Genomic DNA, 17,717 nt, shown 5'->3' with positions numbered 1-17,717 from the left:
ATGACGCCGTGTTCATGACGTTCTTTCGTCGCAAAAGGCGAGAACGTCGTCGATATAGTCGGCAAATTCACTGATTCCATGATCGCTGCCTTCGATCACGCGCGTTTTCGCGCCCGGGTAATGGGCGAGCATCTCGCGGTAGTCCAGCACTTCATCGCCGGTCGCCGCGAACAGATAGTAGCGTTCGGGCCGCGAAATCGCCGGCACGCGCAGCGCATCGAGCTCGTGCAGGTGTCGGCGTTCGACGACGATCGACCCGCCGCCGTGCCACAGCGGCTGTTCGCCCAGATACTGCTCGAGGTCGCGCTGCGGCACGATCGCCGGATTCAGCACCACCGCCTTCCAGCCGCGCTTTTCGGCGAGCCAGGTTGCGTAGTAGCCGCCGAGCGAGCTGCCGATCACCGTCACGTCGCGCGCACCGGCCACCTCGGCTTCCGCGACGGCGATCGCCTCGAGCGGCGATACCGACAGCGACGGGCAGCGCCACTCGTGCGTGCGACCGAGTGCGGCCATGCGCGCGGCGAGGAGCCGCGACTTCTGCGACTCCGGCGACGACCGGAATCCGTGCAGGTACAGGATCACGCGCGGCTCCCGAGCGCGTCGAGCAGCTTCTGATGCACGCCGCCGAAGCCGCCATTGCTCATCACGAGCACGTGGTCGCCCGGGCGCGCGGCCTCGACGACCGATTTCACCAGCAGGTGGAGATCGTCGAACGCCCGGGCCTTGTCGCCGAGCGGCGCGAGCGCGTCGCCGAGGTTCCAGCCGAGCGCGTCGCGCCCGGTCGGGGCACCGTAGCCGAACACCAGGTCGGCGTCGGCGAGGCTTGCCGGCAATTGCGCCTTCATCACACCGAGCTTCATCGTGTTCGAACGCGGCTCGAGCACGGCGAGAATGCGGGAATTTTGGCGACCGATGCGCGCACGAAGGCCGGCGATCGTCGTTTCGATCGCGGTCGGATGGTGCGCGAAGTCGTCGTAGACGGTCACGCCGTCCACGCTGCCGCGCACTTCCATGCGCCGCTTCACGTTGCGGAACGATGCGAGGGATTCGGCGGCCTGCGCGGGCGGCACGCCGACGTGGCGCGCGGCGGCGATCGCCGCGAGCGCGTTCATCCGGTTGTGGTCGCCCTGCACCTGCCACGCGACTTCACCGACGCGCTCGGCCTGCGCGTACACCGCGAAACGCTCGTCGACCAGCACGCCGTCTTCGGCAGGCAGCGCCTGCCAGCCGCCGTCGACGCCGAAGCGCTCGACCTCGCTCCAGCAGCCGCGCGCGAGCACGCGCTCCAGCGCGTCCGAGCGGCCGTTGGTCACGATCCGGCCAACGCCCGGCACGGTGCGCACGAGGTGATGGAATTGCGTCTCGATCGCGGCGAGATCCGGGAAGATGTCGGCGTGATCGAATTCGAGATTGTTGAGCACCGCGGTGCGCGGCCGGTAGTGGACGAACTTCGAGCGCTTGTCGAAGAACGCCGTATCGTATTCGTCGGCCTCGATCACGAAGAAACTCGAATCGGTCAGCCGCGCCGACACACCGAAGTTCAGCGGCACACCGCCGATCAGGAAGCCCGGGTTCAGGCCGGCATCTTCCAGCAGCCACGCGAGCATCGACGACGTGGTCGTCTTGCCGTGCGTGCCCGCGACCGCCAGCACCCATTTACCGGCCAGCACGTGCTCGCCGAGCCATTGCGGGCCCGATACATACGGCAGGCCGCGATCGAGAATCGCCTCCATCAGCGGGTTGCCGCGCGTGACGACGTTGCCGATCACGAACAGGTCGGGCTTCAGCTCGATCTGCTCGGCGCCGTAGCCCTCGATCAGCGTGATGCCCTGCGCCTCGAGCTGCGTGCTCATCGGCGGATAGACGCCCGCGTCGCAACCCGTCACCGTGTGGCCCGCCTCGCGCGCGAGCACGGCGAGACCGCCCATGAAGGTGCCGCAGATGCCAAGAATGTGGATGTGCATAGATGAATGCTTTCGCGCCGCCGGGCGCCGTCGATTCGGAAAGGAAGGTCTGCGGCACGCCGGACAGGCCGCCCGGCCAACGACTTTCGCCGCGACACAAAGACCGTCATTGTAACTGACGGCCCGCCCTGCCCGGCGGCCCGAACGATGGATCCGAACGCCACGCGGCGCGGCGGGCGGCACCCGGCCGCACCGCGTTCGGCCGTGGCGGCGATCGAGTATGATTGCCGGATCATGTCTCGCAAACCTCTTGTCGACCCGCGGCGCGCCCGCGAGGAAATTGCCCAGTCCGCCGCCCGCCTGATCGCGGAGGACGGCCTCGATTACGCCAGCGCGAAACGCAAGGCCGCGCGCCAGTTGTTCGGCGATACGCGCGTTGCCGGCGAATGGCTGCCTGATAACGATCTGATCGAGGAAGAACTGCGCGAGTACCTCGCCCTGTTCCAGAGCGACACGCAGCCGGACGAGCTGCGCCGCCTGCGCGAGATCGCGCTCGACTGGATGCGCCGGCTCGCCGAGTTCAATCCGTACGTGACGGGCGCGGTGCTGAACGGCACCGCGAACGCGCATTCGGACATCCATTTGCAGATATTCACCGACAACCCGAAGGACGTCGCGATCTACCTGCTGAACCAGAACGTTCAGTACGACGTGTCCGAAACGCGGCATTTCGCCGGTCGCGCCGACGTCGAGACGCTCAGCTTCCTGTGGCGCCCGCGGCGCGACGTGGACGCGATCGGCATTCACGTCGCGCTCTACGCGAGCGACGACCTGCGCGGCGCGGTCAAGGCCGACGCCCGCGGCCGGGTCGCCCGCGCCGACGCCACCGCGTTGCGCGCGCTGCTCGAGGCCAGCAACGCCCCTTCCGAACCGGAATGATTCAACGATGATGATGAAACGCATGTTGGCGCTCGCGGTGGTCGCGGCCGCCGCCGTCGCCGGCGGAATCGCCGCCGGCCATTGGTTCCGCGGCGGCAGCGCCGATGACGGCGTCGCCGTCGCCGCACCCGCCGCGAACGGCAGCCCGGTCGACCAGCTGTGGGCCGCGTCGCTGACCGGTGTCGACGGCAAGCCGGCGTCGCTCGCTTCCTTCAAGGGCCAGAAGGTCGTGGTCAATTTCTGGGCGTCATGGTGCGGTCCGTGCGTCGAAGAGATGCCGGAGCTCGTCGCGCTGTCGCACCAATACAAGCAGAAGGGGATCCGTTTCATCGGGATCGGCGTCGATTCCGACCAGAACGTGAAGAACTTTCTGCAGAAGGTGAAGGTCGACTATCCCGTTTTCGTCAGCGGTTATGCGGGCGCCGATCTGGCCCGTAATTTTGGAAATACCGCCGGCGCGCTGCCGTTTACGGTCGTCATCGACGAAACCGGCAAGATTCGCGAGACAAAATTGGGACAAATCCAACCGGCCGAGCTGAAAAAGACCCTCGACGCGTTGTGATCGCCCTGAACGGCTGTCTGCGCGTTGGCGGCGATTTGTGCGTCGATCGCCGCAATTTCACGTGAATTCGCTGAGACTTTGCGGCCGCACCGGTAATTCTTGCAGGTCCGGCGCGCCCGGCCGTTCGGCAAAACTAGACAAATTTCTCTAAATAGCGCTAAAGTTCGCGCAATTCCGCAGAAATAGAAGCGACCATGACACGATTGCTGGTGCTGCACGGCCCCAACCTGAACCTTCTCGGCACCCGGGAACCGGAGGTGTACGGCCGCGTCACGCTCGCGCAGATCGATCAAGCGCTTGCCGCGCGGGCGCAGGAGGCCGGCGCCGAACTGTCGTCGTTCCAGAGCAACCATGAAGGCGCGCTCGTCGACCGCATCCAGGCCGCGCGGGAGGAACAGACCGATTTCATCCTGATTAATCCCGCCGCGTATACGCACACGAGCGTCGCGATCCGGGACGCGATCGCCGGCGTTGGCATCCCGTTCGTCGAGGTTCATCTGTCGAACGTGCACCGCCGCGAAGCCTTCAGGCATCACTCCTACTTTTCCGACCAGGCCGAAGGCGTGATCTGCGGGCTCGGCTGGAAAGGTTATCTGTACGCGCTCGAGTACGCGCTCGACAAGCTGCAAGGCGCGTCGCGCGGCTGATTTCGCGATCTAGATTCAGCGCCGGTCCCACCGGCGCTTTCACGTATTGAAAGGGGAATTCCCGATGGATCTTCGTAAGCTGAAAACTCTGATCGACCTCGTCTCCGAATCCGGCATCTCCGAGCTGGAAGTGACAGAAGGCGAAGGCAAGGTGCGTATCGTCAAGAACGCGCCGCCGGTCTATGTCCAGCCGACGGGCGGATTTGCCCCGCAGGTCAGCGCGCCGGCCCCGGCGGTCGCGCTGCCGGCCGAAGGCGCGGCTGCCGCGCCGGCCGCAGGCGCCGCTGCCGCGCCCGCCGTGCCGCAAGGCCACGTCGTGACGTCGCCGATGGTCGGCACGTTCTATCGCGCGCCGTCGCCGGGCGCGGACCCGTTCGTCCAGGTGGGCGACACGGTCAAGGAAGGCCAGACGATCTGCATCATCGAAGCAATGAAGCTGCTCAACGAGATCGAATCGGACAAGGCCGGCGTGATCAAGGAAATCCTCGTCGAGAACGGCCAGGCCGTCGAATACGGCCAGCCGCTTTTCGTGATCGGCTAAGTCCGCCGCGCGGCCTGCGGGCCGCGCGCCGCCGATGCTCGCCAGGCGCCGTTCGCGCGCCCCTCGAAGAGACGAATACTCGCTATGTTTGAAAAAATCCTCATTGCCAACCGCGGTGAAATCGCGCTGCGCATCCAGCGCGCGTGCCGCGAACTCGGCGTCAAGACGGTGGTCGTCTACTCGGAAGCCGACAAGGAAGCCAAGTACGTGCGCCTCGCGGACGAAGCCGTCTGTATCGGCCCGGCCCCGTCGAACCTGAGCTACCTGAACATGCCGGCGCTGATCAGCGCCGCGGAAGTCACCGATGCCGAGGCGATTCACCCCGGCTACGGCTTCCTGTCGGAGAACGCCGACTTCGCGGAACGCGTCGAGCAGTCGGGCTTCACGTTCATCGGCCCGCGCCCGGAAACGATCCGCATGATGGGTGACAAGGTCACCGCCAAGCAGACGATGATCAAGACCGGCGTGCCGTGCGTGCCGGGCTCGGAAGGCGCGTTGCCGGACGATCCGAAGGAGATCGTGAAGATTGCGCGCGCGATCGGCTATCCGGTCATCATCAAGGCGGCGGGCGGCGGTGGCGGGCGCGGGATGCGCGTCGTGCACACCGAGGCCGCGCTCGTCAACGCGGTCAACATGACCCGCGAGGAAGCCGGCCGTGCGTTCGGCAACCCGCAGGTGTACATGGAGAAGTTCCTCGAGAACCCGCGCCACATCGAGATCCAGGTGCTGTCGGACGCGCACAAGAACGCGATCTGGCTCGGCGAGCGCGACTGCTCGATGCAGCGCCGTCACCAGAAGGTGATCGAGGAAGCGCCGGCGCCCGGCATTCCGCGCCGCCTGATCGAGCGCATCGGCGACCGCTGCGCGGACGCGTGCAAGAAGATGGGCTATCTCGGCGCGGGCACGTTCGAATTCCTGTACGAGAACAACGAGTTCTACTTCATCGAGATGAACACGCGCGTGCAGGTCGAGCATCCGGTGTCGGAGCTGATCACGGGCGTCGACATCGTCCAGGAACAGATCCGCATCGCGGCCGGCGAGAAGCTCGCGCTGCGCCAGCGCGACATCCAGTTCCGCGGACATGCGATCGAATGCCGGATCAACGCCGAAGATCCGTTCAAGTTCACGCCGTCGCCGGGCCGGATCACGTCGTGGCATACGCCGGGCGGTCCCGGCGTGCGCGTCGATTCGCATGCGTACAATGGCTATTTCGTGCCGCCGAACTATGATTCGATGATCGGCAAGCTGATCACCTACGGCGCGACGCGCGACCAGGCAATCCGCCGGATGCGCATCGCGCTGTCGGAGATGGTCGTCGAAGGCATCCAGACCAACATCCCGCTGCACCGCGAGCTGATGATCGACTCGAAGTTCGTCGAAGGCGGCACCAGCATCCATTACCTCGAAAACCGGCTCGCGCAGAAGCAGCAGGTCGCACCGGAAGAAGCGTAAGCATGAGTTATCGCGAACTCGTCGTCGAACTGGCCCGTGAGCATGCGGAGGCGCTGTCCGACGCACTGCTCGACCTCGGCGCGCTGTCGGTGTCCGTCGAGGACGCCGACGCCGACACGCCCGACGAACAGCCGCTCTTCGGCGAGCCGGGCCTCGTGCCCGAACGCACCGCGTGGCAGCACTCGCGCGTGATCGCGCTGCTGTCGCCCGATCACGAGCCGGCCGTGCTGCTCGCGGCGGCCGCGAACGAGATCGGCATCGCCGATACGCCGAAGTTCGACGTGCGCGAAGTCGAGGAGCAGGACTGGGTGCGGCTCACGCAATCGCAGTTCGAGCCGATTCCGATCGGCGAGCGGATCTGGGTCGTGCCGTCGTGGCACGACGCACCCGACCCCGACGCCCTGATCCTCGAACTCGACCCCGGTCTCGCATTCGGCACGGGCAGCCACCCGACCACGCGCCTGTGCATGGAATGGCTCGAACAGTCGGTCAAGCCCGGCCAGTCCGTGCTCGACTACGGCTGCGGCTCGGGCATCCTCGCGATCCTCGCGAAGAAATGCGGGGCGAACCCCGTGGTCGGCATCGACATCGATCCGCAAGCGGTCGAATCGGCGCGGCAGAACAGCGAACGCAACCATGCGGAAGTGACGTACGGGCTGCCCGACGCGTGCCCGGCCGGAGAATTCGACATCGTCGTCGCCAACATCCTGTCGAACCCGCTGAAGCTGATGGCGTCGATGCTCGCATCGAAGGTGAAACCGGGCGGGCGCATCGCGCTGTCGGGCGTGCTCGCGCGCCAGGCGGACGAAGTCGCGGCCGTCTATGCGCGCTATGTCGACATCTCGGTCTGGCGCGAACACGAAGGTTGGGTATGCCTCGCCGGAACGCGGCGGGAAAGCCATTAGAATAGCGCTGTCCTTCACTTTGGCCAGCAGGCCGCCCGGCTCGACATGCTTCTTGCGACGCGCTGCCCTCATTGCGAAACCGTCTTCCGGCTGCAGCAGGAACAGCTCTCGCTGCATGACGGGCTCGTGCGCTGCGGACACTGCCATCAGGTCTTCAACGCGTCGCAGTCGCTCGTTCCCGAACCGGCACGGCGGCCCGAGCCGGCGCTGACCGAAGCGGCACCGGCCGGGCCGGCCGCCGCCGAACCGCAACACGAAGCCGCGCCCGTGCGGCTCTTCACCACCGACGCACCGGTCGAGCCGGCGCCCGGTTCCGACTACAAGCCCGAAGGCTGGGACATGTGGGCGCCGTGGCTCGATGCCGGCGTCGACCCGTCCCTGCAGCACAACGTACAGACCGTGCGCACCGAGCCGCTGGTGCCGCTCGCGCTGCCGGCCATGGACGCCGGTGTCGTCCACCTCTCCGGCACGCCCGCCCCGATCGCATCGGCCCCCGCCGAACTGCACGCTGTCGCGTCGGCCGAGCCGGACTTGGCGGGGCACGAAACCGACTCATCCGGCACGTCGCGGGCCACGGCATCCGCCGAACCCGACCTGCGCGAACCGCGCTTCGTCGCGCACACGTCGTCGGCGGCCGACGCGGACGAACCCGTCGCCAACGCGCACTTCTCCGTACCCGACGACGAACACGCACCGCGCGAACCGCGCTTCGCATTCACGCCGGCGCAAGCCGTCCCTGAACACGATGCCAACGCCGACGCGCGCGCCGCCGGACCGGCCGCGGCCGCCAGCGAAACGGCTGCCCAACCGGCCGTCAGGTCGGCCGCGCCCTTCCCCGCCACACTGGCCGACGACGATCGCCCGCACTTCGCCGTGACCCGCGAGACGCGCGCGCCCGAGCGACGCGGGATACTCGGCGGCTTTTTCGGCGGACTCGTCGCTGCCGCGCTCGCGGTGCTGCTCGTCGCGCAACTCGCGTGGTGGCAGCGCGAAACCGTGATGATCTACTGGCCGGTCACGCAGGGCTGGTTCCGGCAGGCGTGCGCGCCGCTCGGCTGCACGGTCACGCCGCCGCGCGCGATCGACGGCCTGCGGCTCGACGCGGCCGACCTGCGCCAGCTCGACGGCCCGCGCGTGCTGGAGTTGAAGGTACCGCTGACGAACCGCTACCGCGTCGCACTCGCCTATCCGTCTCTCGAGCTGACGCTGCTCGACGACACGAATCACGTGACCGTGCGCCGCGTGCTCGCGCCGCGCGACTACGTCCGCCCGGGCACGCCGATCGACGCCGGGCTGCCGCCCGGCACGACGCGGACGATGGTCGTCCGTCTCGACACGAACGGCGCGCCCGCCTCGAATTTCCGCGTCCAGATCTTCTATCCGTGACGCCCCGCGGCGCGTGCATGCGCGCCGTCTCAACCCGCGCGCCGCAGCGGCGCGCTATTTCGGAGCACGAACATGAGCAAAGTTACGCTGGGTGGCAACCCGATCGATCTCGCCGGCACGTTCCCGGCCGTCGGCTCGCAAGCCCCCGACTTCAAGCTGGTCGGCAAGGACCTCGCCGATCTGTCGCTCGCCAGCTTCGCCGGCAAGCGCAAGGTGCTGAACATCGTCCCGAGCCTCGACACGCCGACCTGCGCGACGTCGACCCGCAAGTTCAACGAAGCCGCGTCGTCGCTCGACAACACCGTCGTGATCGTCGTATCCGGCGACCTGCCGTTCGCCGCCACGCGCTTCTGCACGACGGAAGGCCTCGCGAACGTCGTGACGGCTTCGACGTTCCGCGGCGCCCGCGCGTTCGCGAACGCGTACGGCGTCGACGTGACGAGCGGCCCGCTGAATGGCCTGACGGCCCGCGCGGTCGTCGTGCTCGACGCGCAGGACAAGGTGATCCACGCGGAACTCGTCGGCGAGATCAAGGACGAGCCGAATTACGACGCAGCGCTCGCCGCACTGAAGTAACCCGCTGCCGCCCGGCCCTGCCGCGCGAGGCCCGACGGCCTCGGCGCACCGGCCGGGCGGCCGCTTCCTTTTGCTCTCTACAGGAACGCACGCCTTGACTACGCTGATTTGCGGCTCGCTCGCCTACGACAACATCATGACCTTCGAAGGCCGGTTTCGCGAGCACATCCTGCCCGACCAGGTTCACCTGCTGAACGTGAGCTTCCTCGTGCCGACGATGCGTCGCGAATTCGGCGGTTGCGCGGGGAACATCGCTTACGCGCTGCACATGCTCGGCGGCGACGCGCGCATCATGGCGACGGTCGGCGCGAACGACGCCGATCGCTATCTCGAGCGTCTCGACAGCCTCGGCCTGTCCAAGGCCAGCGTGCGCGTGGTGCCCGAAACACATACCGCGCAGGCGATGATCACGACCGATCTCGAGAACAACCAGATCACCGCATTCCACCCGGGCGCGATGATGCAGTCGCACCTGAACCGCGCGGACGAAGTGTCGGGCGTGAAGCTCGGCATCGTCGCGCCGGACGGCTTCGACGGGATGGTCCAGCACGCCGAGCAATTCGCGAAGGCCGGCATCCCGTTCATCTTCGATCCGGGCCAAGGCCTGCCGCTGTTCGATGGTGCGACGCTGCGCCGCATCATTGAACTCGCGACCTTCGTCGCGGTCAACGACTACGAGGGCAAGCTCGTCAGCGACAAGACGGGCTGGTCCGAACAGGAAATCGCCAGCCGGGTTCAGGCGTTGATCATCACGCGCGGCGAGCACGGCGCCACCATTCTTCACAAAAACGGCGAAGAACAGATTCCGGTTGTGCAAGCCGAGCGTGTCGTCGATCCGACCGGCTGCGGCGACGCCTTCCGGGGCGGCCTGCTGTACGGCATCGAGAATGGCCTCGACTGGGCAACGACGGGCCGCCTCGCGAGCCTGATGGGCTCGATCAAGATCGCCCACCAGGGGCCTCAAACTTACGCACTGACGCGCGCCGAAATCGACGCGCGTTTCGAGGCTGCCTTCGGGTACAGTCTCAAATGAATATTGTGGGAGAGTAAAAATGTTGACCAAGAAAACCCTCACGCTCACCGCCATGCTGACGGCCACGCTCACGCTCGCGGGCTGCTTCACGGCGCCGGGCTCCGCAGATGTCTATAGCGTCGGCCAGGCGCAGCGCGAACAAACCGTTCGCATGGGCACCGTCGAAAGCGTCCGTGCCGTACGCATCCAGTCCGACGGCGGCGGCAGCGCGATCGGCACGCTCGGTGGCGGTGCGCTCGGCGCGGTCGCGGGCAGCGCGATCGGCGGCGGCAAGGGGTCGATCCTGACGGCCATCGCGGGCGGTCTCGTCGGCGCGGTCGCGGGCAACGCGGTCGGCGAAAACCTCAGCACGGCGAACGGTGTCGAAATCACCGTGCGCCTCGACAACGGCGACCTGCGCTCGATCACGCAGGCGGCGAGCGGCGAAATGTTCCGCGCCGGCGAGCGTGTGCGACTGCTGTCGAGCGGCGGCGTCACGCGCGTCACGCACTAACGAGCATCCTCAGCACGCGGCGCAAGCCGCGGTCGAACGCATGTGCGACGCTGCACATGCGTTTTTTTTCGTTCGTGCCCGGCAACCGGTCGACACATCGATGAATACGGACGAAAAAAATCCCGCCACCTGAGCCAGATGGCGGGACCGATTGAGTAGCGCTACTCAACCCGCGGACACCACGTGAGTGTCCGGGTGGTACTGGTCAGCCGCGATTACGGACGGCTGCCGGTCGGGAACGGCCATGCCGCTGCCGGGTTGAGCGCGGTCTTCACGCCCGATGCCGGCGCGACCGATGCGGTCGACGCGGTGGTTGCCGGTGCAGCCTTCTTCACGACGGCCTTCTTCGGAGCAGCAGCCTTCTTCGCCGGGGCAGCGGCCTTCGGTGCGGCAGCAGCCTTCGGTGCGGCGGCAGCCTTCTTGGCAGGCGCAGCCTTCTTCGCAGGGGCAGCCTTCTTCGCAGCAGCCTTCTTCGCAGGCGCAGCCTTCTTGGCGGCAGCCTTCTTCGCCGGCGCGGCCTTCTTCGCAGCAGCCTTCTTAGCCGGTGCTGCCTTCTTCGCAGCAACCTTCTTCACTGCGACCTTCTTCGCTGCAACCTTCTTCGCTGCGGCCTTCTTCGCCGGTGCTGCCTTCTTCGCGGCAACCTTCTTCACCGCGACTTTCTTCGCAGCGACCTTCTTGGCTGCAACCTTCTTCGTTGCGACCTTCTTTGCCGCGACCTTCTTCGCTGCGGCCTTCTTCGCCGGTGCTGCCTTCTTCGCGGCAACCTTCTTCACCGCGACCTTCTTCGCAGCAACCTTCTTCACTGCAGCGGCCTTCTTCGCCGGAGCAGCAGCCTTCTTCGCAACGGTCTTCTTGGCAGCGACCTTCTTAGCAGCCGGTTTCTTCTTGGCAGTAGCCATGTTGTTCTCCTTCAGGTTCAGATGAGAGTCAGTTCAAACTACACCCTTCGTCAAAACCCGCTTCCCGCGGACGCTGTTCAGGACGTGCGCTTCGAAGCGGGCTATTCATCGGCGTACGCGGATACCACGCGCTTACGCTAATGAATACGGTATGGCGCGCGTGACCCCATGGCCTCGCGCGCCAAATCAAGTCGGTAGCCGGCGCACCTCGCGCCGCTACCCCTAATCGCTTGATCAAGCGGACCGCCACACGGCTGCCCGCTTTTTCCGGAGGGAAGTTTGCCCATCCCACTGAAGGGTTCGCAAAGTGCCGATCATGTCGTTGGGCCGTTAAGGCACCGGGCATGCTTTGCATCAGGCGTTCTTGCTCCTAAACCTTGGGCCGGGGCCGAGAGGCCGCCGGCTGCTCCATCATGTGACGGGTTCGCTGCTGCGGGTTATTCCCAGGACAGCGCACCGCCCGTCTGATACTCGATCACACGCGTCTCGAAGAAGTTGCGTTCCTTCTTCAGGTCGATCATCTCGCTCATCCACGGGAACGGGTTTTCCTCGTTCGGGAACAGCGGATCGAGGCCGATCTGCTGGCAACGACGGTTGCTGATGAAGCGCAGATAGCTCTTGAACATCGACGCGTTCAAACCCAGCACGCCGCGCGGCATCGTGTCCTCGGCGTAGCGGTATTCGAGTTCGACAGCCTGCTTGAACAGCTCGCGGATCTCGGCACGGAATTCCGCGGTCCAGAGATGCGGGTTCTCGAGCTTGATCTGGTTGATCAGGTCGATGCCGAAATTGCAGTGCATCGACTCGTCACGCAGGATGTACTGATATTGCTCTGCAGCACCCGTCATCTTGTTCTGGCGGCCGAGTGCGAGGATCTGCGTGAAGCCGACATAGAAGAACAGGCCTTCCATGATGCAGGCGAACACGATCAGCGACTTCAGCAGCTTCTGATCCGCTTCGAGCGTGCCGGTCTTGAAGGCTGGATCCGTCAGCGTGTGGATGAACGGGATCAGGAATTCGTCCTTCGCGCGGATCGACGTGACCTCGTGGTACGCGTTGAAGATCTCGCCTTCGTCGAGACCGAGCGATTCGACAATGTATTGATACGCGTGCGTGTGGATCGCTTCCTCGAACGCCTGGCGCAGCAGAAACTGCCGGCATTCGGGCGCCGTGATGTGGCGGTACGTGCCGAGCACGATGTTGTTCGCGGCGAGCGAATCGGCCGTCACGAAGAAACCGAGGTTGCGCTTGACGATGCGGCGCTCGTCCTCGGTCAGACCGTTCGGGTCCTTCCACAGTGCGATGTCGCGGGACATGTTGATTTCCTGCGGCATCCAGTGGTTCGCGCAACCCGCCAGATACTTTTCCCACGCCCACTTGTACTTGAACGGCACCAGCTGATTGACATCAGTCTGGCCGTTGATGATGCGCTTGTCGGCGACATTGACCCGCGCTTCCGAACCGCCAGCGGGAACAGCCGATGCTTGCGGCGGCACCGCAAGATCGCCTTCGAAAATGTCGCGGACCTGATGGGCGGCAGGCGTTGCAGCCTGCAGTCCGACAGCCATCCCTGCGGAGGTGCGCATCGCGTTTTGCTGCGCTCCGCTCGCGGGGGTTACGGCAGTCTTCTCGTCATCCCAGTTGAGCATAAATTCTCACCATCAATTTAGAACGGTTTGTACCATCTTTTCCTGAGCGATAAAAGGGTTCGCTCACGAAAAATCCTTTTTTCGATTCGCGTTGCGACCTCGATACAACACTTTGAGCAACGCATCGTCGTTCATGCAGAGCGCGACGCGTGTCACGCATGTATCGCGAGGTGCGCTCGACGCATCGAACGCTGATCGAAACGCGACGTCGTCGGGGATGTTTCGATCGCTTGTCACTGCCTGCAACGCAAGTGTCGCGTTACAGATTCCTTATCATTTTTTTAGTTGAGAGCGGCGCACACTTCAACCTCGATCGGTTGCCGAGCGCGCCGCCCGAACCTTCTTCAGGTCATGCGCGCCAGTGTTACTGGCAGGCTTCGCACTCGTCGAAGCCCGGATCGCCCGGACGCATCGTGCACACCGGACCATCTGCTTCGACAGGCGCCAGCGCCGGTGCCGCATTGACCGCGCCCGACGATGCATCGCCGCCCGCCGCACCGAAGCCGCCTGCCGCGCCTTGCGCGCCGCCGCTGCTCGAGCCGCCGCTCGTCGGCACTGCGTTCAGCGCGCCGTGTGCGACCGTCGACTTCTCGACGTGCGTCGCCGCCATCGTGCGGAGGTAGTAGGTCGTCTTCAGGCCGCGCAGCCATGCGAGCTTGTAGACCTCGTCGAGCTTCTTGCCCGACGCGCCGCCCATGTAGATGTTCAGCGACTGCGCCTGGTCGATCCACTTCTGGCGACGCGACGCCGCCTCGACCAGCCACGTCGGGTCGACTTCGAACGCGGTCGCGTAGATCGCGCGCAGATCGGCCGGGATGCGGTCGATGCGCGACAGCATGCCGTCGAAGTACTTCAGGTCGGCGACCATCACTTCGTCCCACAGGCCGCGTTCCTTCAGGTCGCGAACGAGGTACTCGTTTACCACCGTGAATTCGCCCGACAGGTTCGACTTCACGTACAGGTTCTGGAAGGTCGGCTCGATACAGGCCGACACGCCGATGATGTTCGAGATCGTCGCCGTCGGGGCGATCGCGACGCAGTTCGAGTTGCGCATGCCGTGGGCGGCGATCCGCGAACGCAGCGTCGTCCAGTCGAGCGACTCGGACGTGTCGACCTCGACGTAGCCGCCGCGCGCTTCGGCCAGCAGCTTCAGCGTGTCCTGCGGGAGGATGCCGCGATCCCACAGCGAGCCGCGGTAGCTCGAGTAGCGGCCGCGTTCCTCGGCCAGTTCGGTTGACGCGTGGTACGCGTAGTAGCAGACGGCTTCCATCGAACGGTCGGCGAACTCGACCGCCGCTTCCGACGCGTACGGCGTGCGCAGCAGGTGCAGGCAGTCCTGGAAGCCCATGATGCCCATGCCGACCGGGCGGTGCTTCAGGTTCGAGTTACGCGCCTTCGGCACCGCGTAGTAGTTGATGTCGATCACGTTGTCGAGCATACGCATCGCGACGCTGATCGTGCGCTTCAGCTTGTCGTGGTCGAGCGCGTAGCTGCCGTCTGCCTGCTTCACCAGGTGAGCGACCAGGTTCACCGAGCCGAGGTTGCACACCGCGATTTCGGTGTCGCTCGTGTTCAGCGTGATTTCTGTGCACAGGTTCGACGAGTGGACGACGCCGACGTGCTGCTGCGGCGAGCGCACGTTGCACGGATCCTTGAACGTGATCCACGGGTGGCCCGTCTCGAACAGCATGCCGAGCATCTTGCGCCAGAGCTGCGCCGCCGGGATCTTCTTGAACAGCTTGATCTCGCCGCGCGCGACCTTCTCTTCGTAAGCCGTGTAAGCCTTCTCGAAATCGGCGCCGAACTTGTCGTGCAGGTCCGGGCAGGTCGACGGCGAGAACAACGTCCAGTCGGCGCCTTCCATCACGCGCTTCATGAACAAGTCGGGAATCCAGTTCGCCGTGTTCATGTCATGCGTACGGCGGCGATCGTCGCCCGTGTTCTTGCGCAGCTCGAGGAACTCCTCGATGTCGAGGTGCCAGGATTCGAGGTACGCGCAGACCGCGCCCTTGCGCTTGCCGCCCTGGTTGACCGCGACGGCCGTGTCGTTCACGACCTTCAGGAACGGGACCACGCCTTGCGACTTGCCGTTCGTACCCTTGATATGCGAGCCGAGTGCGCGCACGCGCGTCCAGTCGTTGCCGAGACCGCCGGCGAACTTCGACAGCAGCGCGTTTTCCTTCAGCGCTTCATAGATGCCGTCGAGATCGTCCGCGACCGTCGTCAGGTAGCACGACGACAGTTGCGAGCGGTGGGTGCCCGAGTTGAACAGCGTCGGCGTCGAGCTCATGAAGTCGAAGCTCGACAGCACGTTGTAGAACTCGATCGCGCGCGTTTCGCGGTCGATCTCGTTCAGCGACAGGCCCATCGCAACGCGCATGAAGAAAGCCTGCGGCATTTCGATGCGGGTGCCTTCGACGTGCAGGAAATAGCGGTCGTACAGCGTCTGCAGGCCGAGGTAGCCGAATTGCAGATCGCGGTTCGCGTCGAGCGCCTCGCCGAGGCGCTTCAGGTCGAACTGCAGCAGCTTGTCGTCGAGCAGGCCGGCGTCGACGCCGCGCTTCAGGAACTGCGGGAAGTATTCGGCGTAGCGGGCCGACATCTCGGCCTGGAGCACTTCCTCGCCGAGGATCTCGCGACGGATCGTGTGCAGCAGGATGCGGGCCGTGACCTGGCTGTATGCCGGATCCTTTTCGATCATCGTGCGCGCAGCAAGGATCGCCGAGTCGTAGACCTGGCTCATCGGCACGCCGTCGTACAGGTTCTTCACCGTTTCCGCGACGATCGGGTCAGGGTTAACCGCAGCGCCGAGGCCGTCGCACGACGACACGATCAGCGCACGCAGCGCGTTCAGGTCGAGCGGACGCGTGACGCCGTTGTCGACGACGTTGATACCGGTGCTCGACTCGCCGCCCGCGGCTGCTGCTTCCTCGCCCGCATGCTGACGCTCCAGGTGACGCTTCTCGCGATACAGCACGTACGCACGCGCGACGTTGTGCTCGCCGCCGCGCATCAGCGCGAGTTCGACCTGATCCTGGATGTCTTCGATATGGAACGTACCGCCGTTCGGACGGCTGCGCACGAGCGCGCGCACGACGTTGTGCGTCAGTTGCTCGACGAGTTCGCGTACGCGCGCCGATGCCGCGCCCTGCCCGCCGTTGACGGCCAGGAAAGCCTTGGTCACCGCAATCGCGATCTTCGAAGGCTCGAACGACACCACGCTGCCGTTGCGGCGGATCACCTTGTAGTCGGCGAACGTGGCCTGCGGCGCGAGCGCCTGCGCGCCCTGTTCGGTCCCGCCGAGCGGACGGCTCGAGGCGCTCTCGTACTGGGACGTCGCGTTGTCGGTGGTTTGCATGTGCAAAGCTCCTGGTGTTGGATGGTGCGGAGAGAACCGCGGATTAAAACGAACGCTGCGCAATGGAGTGCGCGAGCGGTAAGAGGCGAGCGATGCGTCGGGGAAGCCGGTTCGGTCGATGCGCGACAACCGTTCCGGTCGTGTGCTTCATCATGTGTACCCTGCCCCGTCGAAGTTCGCTGCGCTTGATCGCGACGCCCGGACCGCCCGGCCTGGCGCGCCGCCCTGAGAACCCTGTCCGCCGGCGTTGCCCGCCGGCCGGTGCCGCTCGGGTTTCCCCTGCGACACACACTATATCTAGTACAGAACCGCTCAACTGGCACCAAGTATAGTGGACATTCGGACGAGGTCAAAACGGATAATTTGCGATGGAGGTCTTGACATCGCTCGCGCGCAGACACGACAAGGCATTGGTCGGAGAAAAAACTTTCCCCGGTCAAAAAACCCTGCGCTCAGTGCTGACGGAAAGGAAAGTATTCGGCGGAAAAGCCGGCATCGCCCGCGAAGCGTTGCCAATCGAAGTGCGGACCCGGATCGGTCTTGCGGCCCGGCGCGACGTCGGAATGCCCGGCCACTGCATCGATCGGGTAGCGCGCGGCGAGCGTGCGCGCGAGCACGCCGAGCGTCGCGTACTGCGCCGCGTCGAACGGCACGTCGTCCGCGCCTTCGAGCTCGATGCCGATCGAGAAGTCGTTGCAGCGCGGCCGGCCGAAGAACTCGGACGCGCCCGCATGCCAGGCGCGCTCGTCGCACGACACGAACTGCACGAGCTCACCGTCGCGACGAATCAGGAAGTGCGCGGACACGCGCACGCCGCGCAGATGGCTCTGGTAATAGGGGTGCGCATCGCAATCGAGGCGATTCAGGAACAGCGCCTCGATCGCGTCGCCGCCGAACTCGCCGGGCGGCAGGCTGATGTTGTGGACGACGACGAGCGTCGGCACCGCGCCTGCGGGCCGCGCCTCGAAATTCGGCGACGGCACGTGGCGCGCTTCACGCACCCAGCCGTGCGCGTCGACCGACAGCAGCGCTGCGTCGCTCATCGGGCGTCGCGGCCGCTCGCGTGTGCGCCGTGGCGCTGCGCGTGCTCGGTGCTGCAGAAATATTCGCCACCCGCGGCGACGGCGTCGCCCTTCGGCGTATGCACGCCGCATTCGGCGCAGCGCACCATCGGTTCGGGCAGCGAGCGCGCATCGCCGTTCGGGCGTGCCGTCCCGGCGCCGCCGGAACCGGGTGCGCCATCAAAGCCGCCGCCGCGGCCGGTGCGCGCCTGTGCGTGCTCCTGGGCCTGGCGCAGCTTGCGCGTGAGCCACGAACCCGCGAAGAAGAGAAGAATCAGGAGAAGAATCTGTCGCATCGGAGACCTGCGT

Annotated in this window: 18 protein-coding genes; 10 read left to right on the top strand and 8 right to left on the bottom strand. The window is 65.6% G+C overall.

Annotated elements, in window-relative coordinates:
* Positions 1 to 12: 12 nt before the first annotated feature.
* A complete protein-coding gene (locus ACT2FV_RS19715) occupies positions 13 to 582 on the bottom strand; it encodes a YqiA/YcfP family alpha/beta fold hydrolase (protein ID WP_444504629.1) in 570 nt (189 codons plus the stop codon).
* Positions 579 to 1,964 (bottom strand): UDP-N-acetylmuramate:L-alanyl-gamma-D-glutamyl-meso-diaminopimelate ligase, encoded by a 1,386-nt coding sequence (mpl, locus tag ACT2FV_RS19710; protein WP_151050644.1) that lies wholly within the window; start codon positions 1,962 to 1,964, stop codon positions 579 to 581. The genes ACT2FV_RS19715 and mpl overlap by 4 nt, the downstream gene beginning before the upstream one ends.
* Before the next feature lie 234 nt (positions 1,965 to 2,198).
* Between mpl and ACT2FV_RS19705 the strand changes: the two genes are divergently transcribed.
* From ACT2FV_RS19705 to ACT2FV_RS19660, 10 genes are all read left to right on the top strand, one after another.
* Positions 2,199 to 2,843 (top strand): hypothetical protein, encoded by a 645-nt coding sequence (locus ACT2FV_RS19705; RefSeq protein WP_059681884.1) that lies wholly within the window; start codon positions 2,199 to 2,201, stop codon positions 2,841 to 2,843.
* Between the two features lie 7 nt (positions 2,844 to 2,850).
* Positions 2,851 to 3,405: a TlpA family protein disulfide reductase gene (locus ACT2FV_RS19700; protein ID WP_059608199.1), complete on the top strand. Its 555-nt coding sequence runs from the start codon at positions 2,851 to 2,853 to the stop codon at positions 3,403 to 3,405.
* Between the two features lie 194 nt (positions 3,406 to 3,599).
* A complete protein-coding gene (gene aroQ / locus ACT2FV_RS19695; RefSeq protein WP_040143361.1) occupies positions 3,600 to 4,052 on the top strand; it encodes a type II 3-dehydroquinate dehydratase in 453 nt (150 codons plus the stop codon).
* Positions 4,053 to 4,116: 64 nt separating this feature from the next.
* Entirely contained in the window at positions 4,117 to 4,593 is a 477-nt protein-coding gene (gene accB / locus ACT2FV_RS19690) for an acetyl-CoA carboxylase biotin carboxyl carrier protein (RefSeq protein WP_124624755.1), read from the top strand.
* 84 nt (positions 4,594 to 4,677) lie between these two features.
* The gene (gene accC, locus ACT2FV_RS19685) at positions 4,678 to 6,045 is read left to right on the top strand and encodes an acetyl-CoA carboxylase biotin carboxylase subunit (RefSeq protein WP_059608197.1); all 1,368 of its coding nucleotides are present in this window, start codon (positions 4,678 to 4,680) and stop codon (positions 6,043 to 6,045) included.
* A gap of 2 nt (positions 6,046 to 6,047) precedes the next feature.
* Positions 6,048 to 6,950: a 50S ribosomal protein L11 methyltransferase gene (prmA, locus tag ACT2FV_RS19680; RefSeq protein WP_124624753.1), complete on the top strand. Its 903-nt coding sequence runs from the start codon at positions 6,048 to 6,050 to the stop codon at positions 6,948 to 6,950.
* Positions 6,951 to 6,995: 45 nt separating this feature from the next.
* Complete coding sequence (locus ACT2FV_RS19675) at positions 6,996 to 8,336, top strand: DUF3426 domain-containing protein (RefSeq protein ID WP_444504628.1); 1,341 nt, start codon at positions 6,996 to 6,998, stop codon at positions 8,334 to 8,336.
* Between the two features lie 72 nt (positions 8,337 to 8,408).
* Positions 8,409 to 8,912 carry a thiol peroxidase gene (gene tpx, locus ACT2FV_RS19670; RefSeq protein ID WP_059535219.1) on the top strand — a complete coding sequence of 168 codons (504 nt, stop codon included), beginning with the start codon at positions 8,409 to 8,411 and terminating at the stop codon, positions 8,910 to 8,912.
* 94 nt (positions 8,913 to 9,006) lie between these two features.
* Entirely contained in the window at positions 9,007 to 9,945 is a 939-nt protein-coding gene (locus ACT2FV_RS19665) for a carbohydrate kinase family protein (protein ID WP_124903802.1), read from the top strand.
* Positions 9,946 to 9,964: 19 nt separating this feature from the next.
* A complete protein-coding gene (locus tag ACT2FV_RS19660) occupies positions 9,965 to 10,438 on the top strand; it encodes an outer membrane lipoprotein (RefSeq protein WP_059608193.1) in 474 nt (157 codons plus the stop codon).
* 215 nt (positions 10,439 to 10,653) lie between these two features.
* Here ACT2FV_RS19660 and ACT2FV_RS19655 read toward each other — a convergent pair whose 3' ends face one another.
* The 6 genes from ACT2FV_RS19655 to ACT2FV_RS19630 form a co-directional block, all read right to left on the bottom strand.
* On the bottom strand, positions 10,654 to 11,340 hold the full coding sequence (locus ACT2FV_RS19655) for a histone H1-like DNA-binding protein (protein WP_059608192.1): 687 nt from the start codon (positions 11,338 to 11,340) through the stop codon (positions 10,654 to 10,656).
* A 28-nt stretch (positions 11,341 to 11,368) separates the two neighbouring features.
* Positions 11,369 to 11,695 (bottom strand): hypothetical protein, encoded by a 327-nt coding sequence (locus ACT2FV_RS19650; RefSeq protein WP_081334211.1) that lies wholly within the window; start codon positions 11,693 to 11,695, stop codon positions 11,369 to 11,371.
* An 82-nt stretch (positions 11,696 to 11,777) separates the two neighbouring features.
* Positions 11,778 to 12,989 (bottom strand): ribonucleotide-diphosphate reductase subunit beta, encoded by a 1,212-nt coding sequence (locus ACT2FV_RS19645; RefSeq protein WP_059535212.1) that lies wholly within the window; start codon positions 12,987 to 12,989, stop codon positions 11,778 to 11,780.
* A gap of 364 nt (positions 12,990 to 13,353) precedes the next feature.
* Positions 13,354 to 16,347, bottom strand: a complete 2,994-nt coding sequence (locus tag ACT2FV_RS19640; protein ID WP_124903806.1) for a ribonucleoside-diphosphate reductase subunit alpha — start codon at positions 16,345 to 16,347, stop codon at positions 13,354 to 13,356.
* A gap of 452 nt (positions 16,348 to 16,799) precedes the next feature.
* The gene (gene ampD, locus ACT2FV_RS19635; protein ID WP_444504627.1) at positions 16,800 to 17,390 is read right to left on the bottom strand and encodes a 1,6-anhydro-N-acetylmuramyl-L-alanine amidase AmpD; all 591 of its coding nucleotides are present in this window, start codon (positions 17,388 to 17,390) and stop codon (positions 16,800 to 16,802) included.
* On the bottom strand, positions 17,387 to 17,704 hold the full coding sequence (locus tag ACT2FV_RS19630; protein ID WP_059608189.1) for a PP0621 family protein: 318 nt from the start codon (positions 17,702 to 17,704) through the stop codon (positions 17,387 to 17,389). The genes ampD and ACT2FV_RS19630 overlap by 4 nt, the downstream gene beginning before the upstream one ends.
* Positions 17,705 to 17,717: the final 13 nt, after the last annotated feature.

The organism is Burkholderia sp. PR2, assembly GCF_052372875.1.
GTDB lineage: Bacteria > Pseudomonadota > Gammaproteobacteria > Burkholderiales > Burkholderiaceae > Burkholderia > Burkholderia diffusa.
The sequence above is the reverse complement of the archived record's forward strand: the minus strand, read 5'-3'. Positions and strand labels throughout refer to the sequence as shown.

Excerpts from the sequence above, each read along its gene's own strand:
- mpl (WP_151050644.1), bottom strand. The coding sequence starts at position 1,964 with ATGCACATCCACATTCTTGGCATCTGCGGCACCTTCATGGGCGGTCTC.
- ACT2FV_RS19645 (WP_059535212.1), bottom strand. The coding sequence starts at position 12,989 with ATGCTCAACTGGGATGACGAGAAGACTGCCGTAACCCCCGCGAGCGGA.
- ACT2FV_RS19630 (WP_059608189.1), bottom strand. The coding sequence starts at position 17,704 with ATGCGACAGATTCTTCTCCTGATTCTTCTCTTCTTCGCGGGTTCGTGG.
- ACT2FV_RS19700 (WP_059608199.1), top strand. The coding sequence starts at position 2,851 with ATGATGATGAAACGCATGTTGGCGCTCGCGGTGGTCGCGGCCGCCGCC.
- ACT2FV_RS19675 (WP_444504628.1), top strand. The coding sequence starts at position 6,996 with ATGCTTCTTGCGACGCGCTGCCCTCATTGCGAAACCGTCTTCCGGCTG.
- tpx (WP_059535219.1), top strand. The coding sequence starts at position 8,409 with ATGAGCAAAGTTACGCTGGGTGGCAACCCGATCGATCTCGCCGGCACG.
- ACT2FV_RS19655 (WP_059608192.1), bottom strand. The coding sequence starts at position 11,340 with ATGGCTACTGCCAAGAAGAAACCGGCTGCTAAGAAGGTCGCTGCCAAG.
- accC (WP_059608197.1), top strand. The coding sequence starts at position 4,678 with ATGTTTGAAAAAATCCTCATTGCCAACCGCGGTGAAATCGCGCTGCGC.
- aroQ (WP_040143361.1), top strand. The coding sequence starts at position 3,600 with ATGACACGATTGCTGGTGCTGCACGGCCCCAACCTGAACCTTCTCGGC.
- ampD (WP_444504627.1), bottom strand. The coding sequence starts at position 17,390 with ATGAGCGACGCAGCGCTGCTGTCGGTCGACGCGCACGGCTGGGTGCGT.
- prmA (WP_124624753.1), top strand. The coding sequence starts at position 6,048 with ATGAGTTATCGCGAACTCGTCGTCGAACTGGCCCGTGAGCATGCGGAG.
- ACT2FV_RS19660 (WP_059608193.1), top strand. The coding sequence starts at position 9,965 with ATGTTGACCAAGAAAACCCTCACGCTCACCGCCATGCTGACGGCCACG.
- accB (WP_124624755.1), top strand. The coding sequence starts at position 4,117 with ATGGATCTTCGTAAGCTGAAAACTCTGATCGACCTCGTCTCCGAATCC.
- ACT2FV_RS19705 (WP_059681884.1), top strand. The coding sequence starts at position 2,199 with ATGTCTCGCAAACCTCTTGTCGACCCGCGGCGCGCCCGCGAGGAAATT.
- ACT2FV_RS19650 (WP_081334211.1), bottom strand. The coding sequence starts at position 11,695 with ATGCAAAGCATGCCCGGTGCCTTAACGGCCCAACGACATGATCGGCAC.
- ACT2FV_RS19640 (WP_124903806.1), bottom strand. The coding sequence starts at position 16,347 with ATGCAAACCACCGACAACGCGACGTCCCAGTACGAGAGCGCCTCGAGC.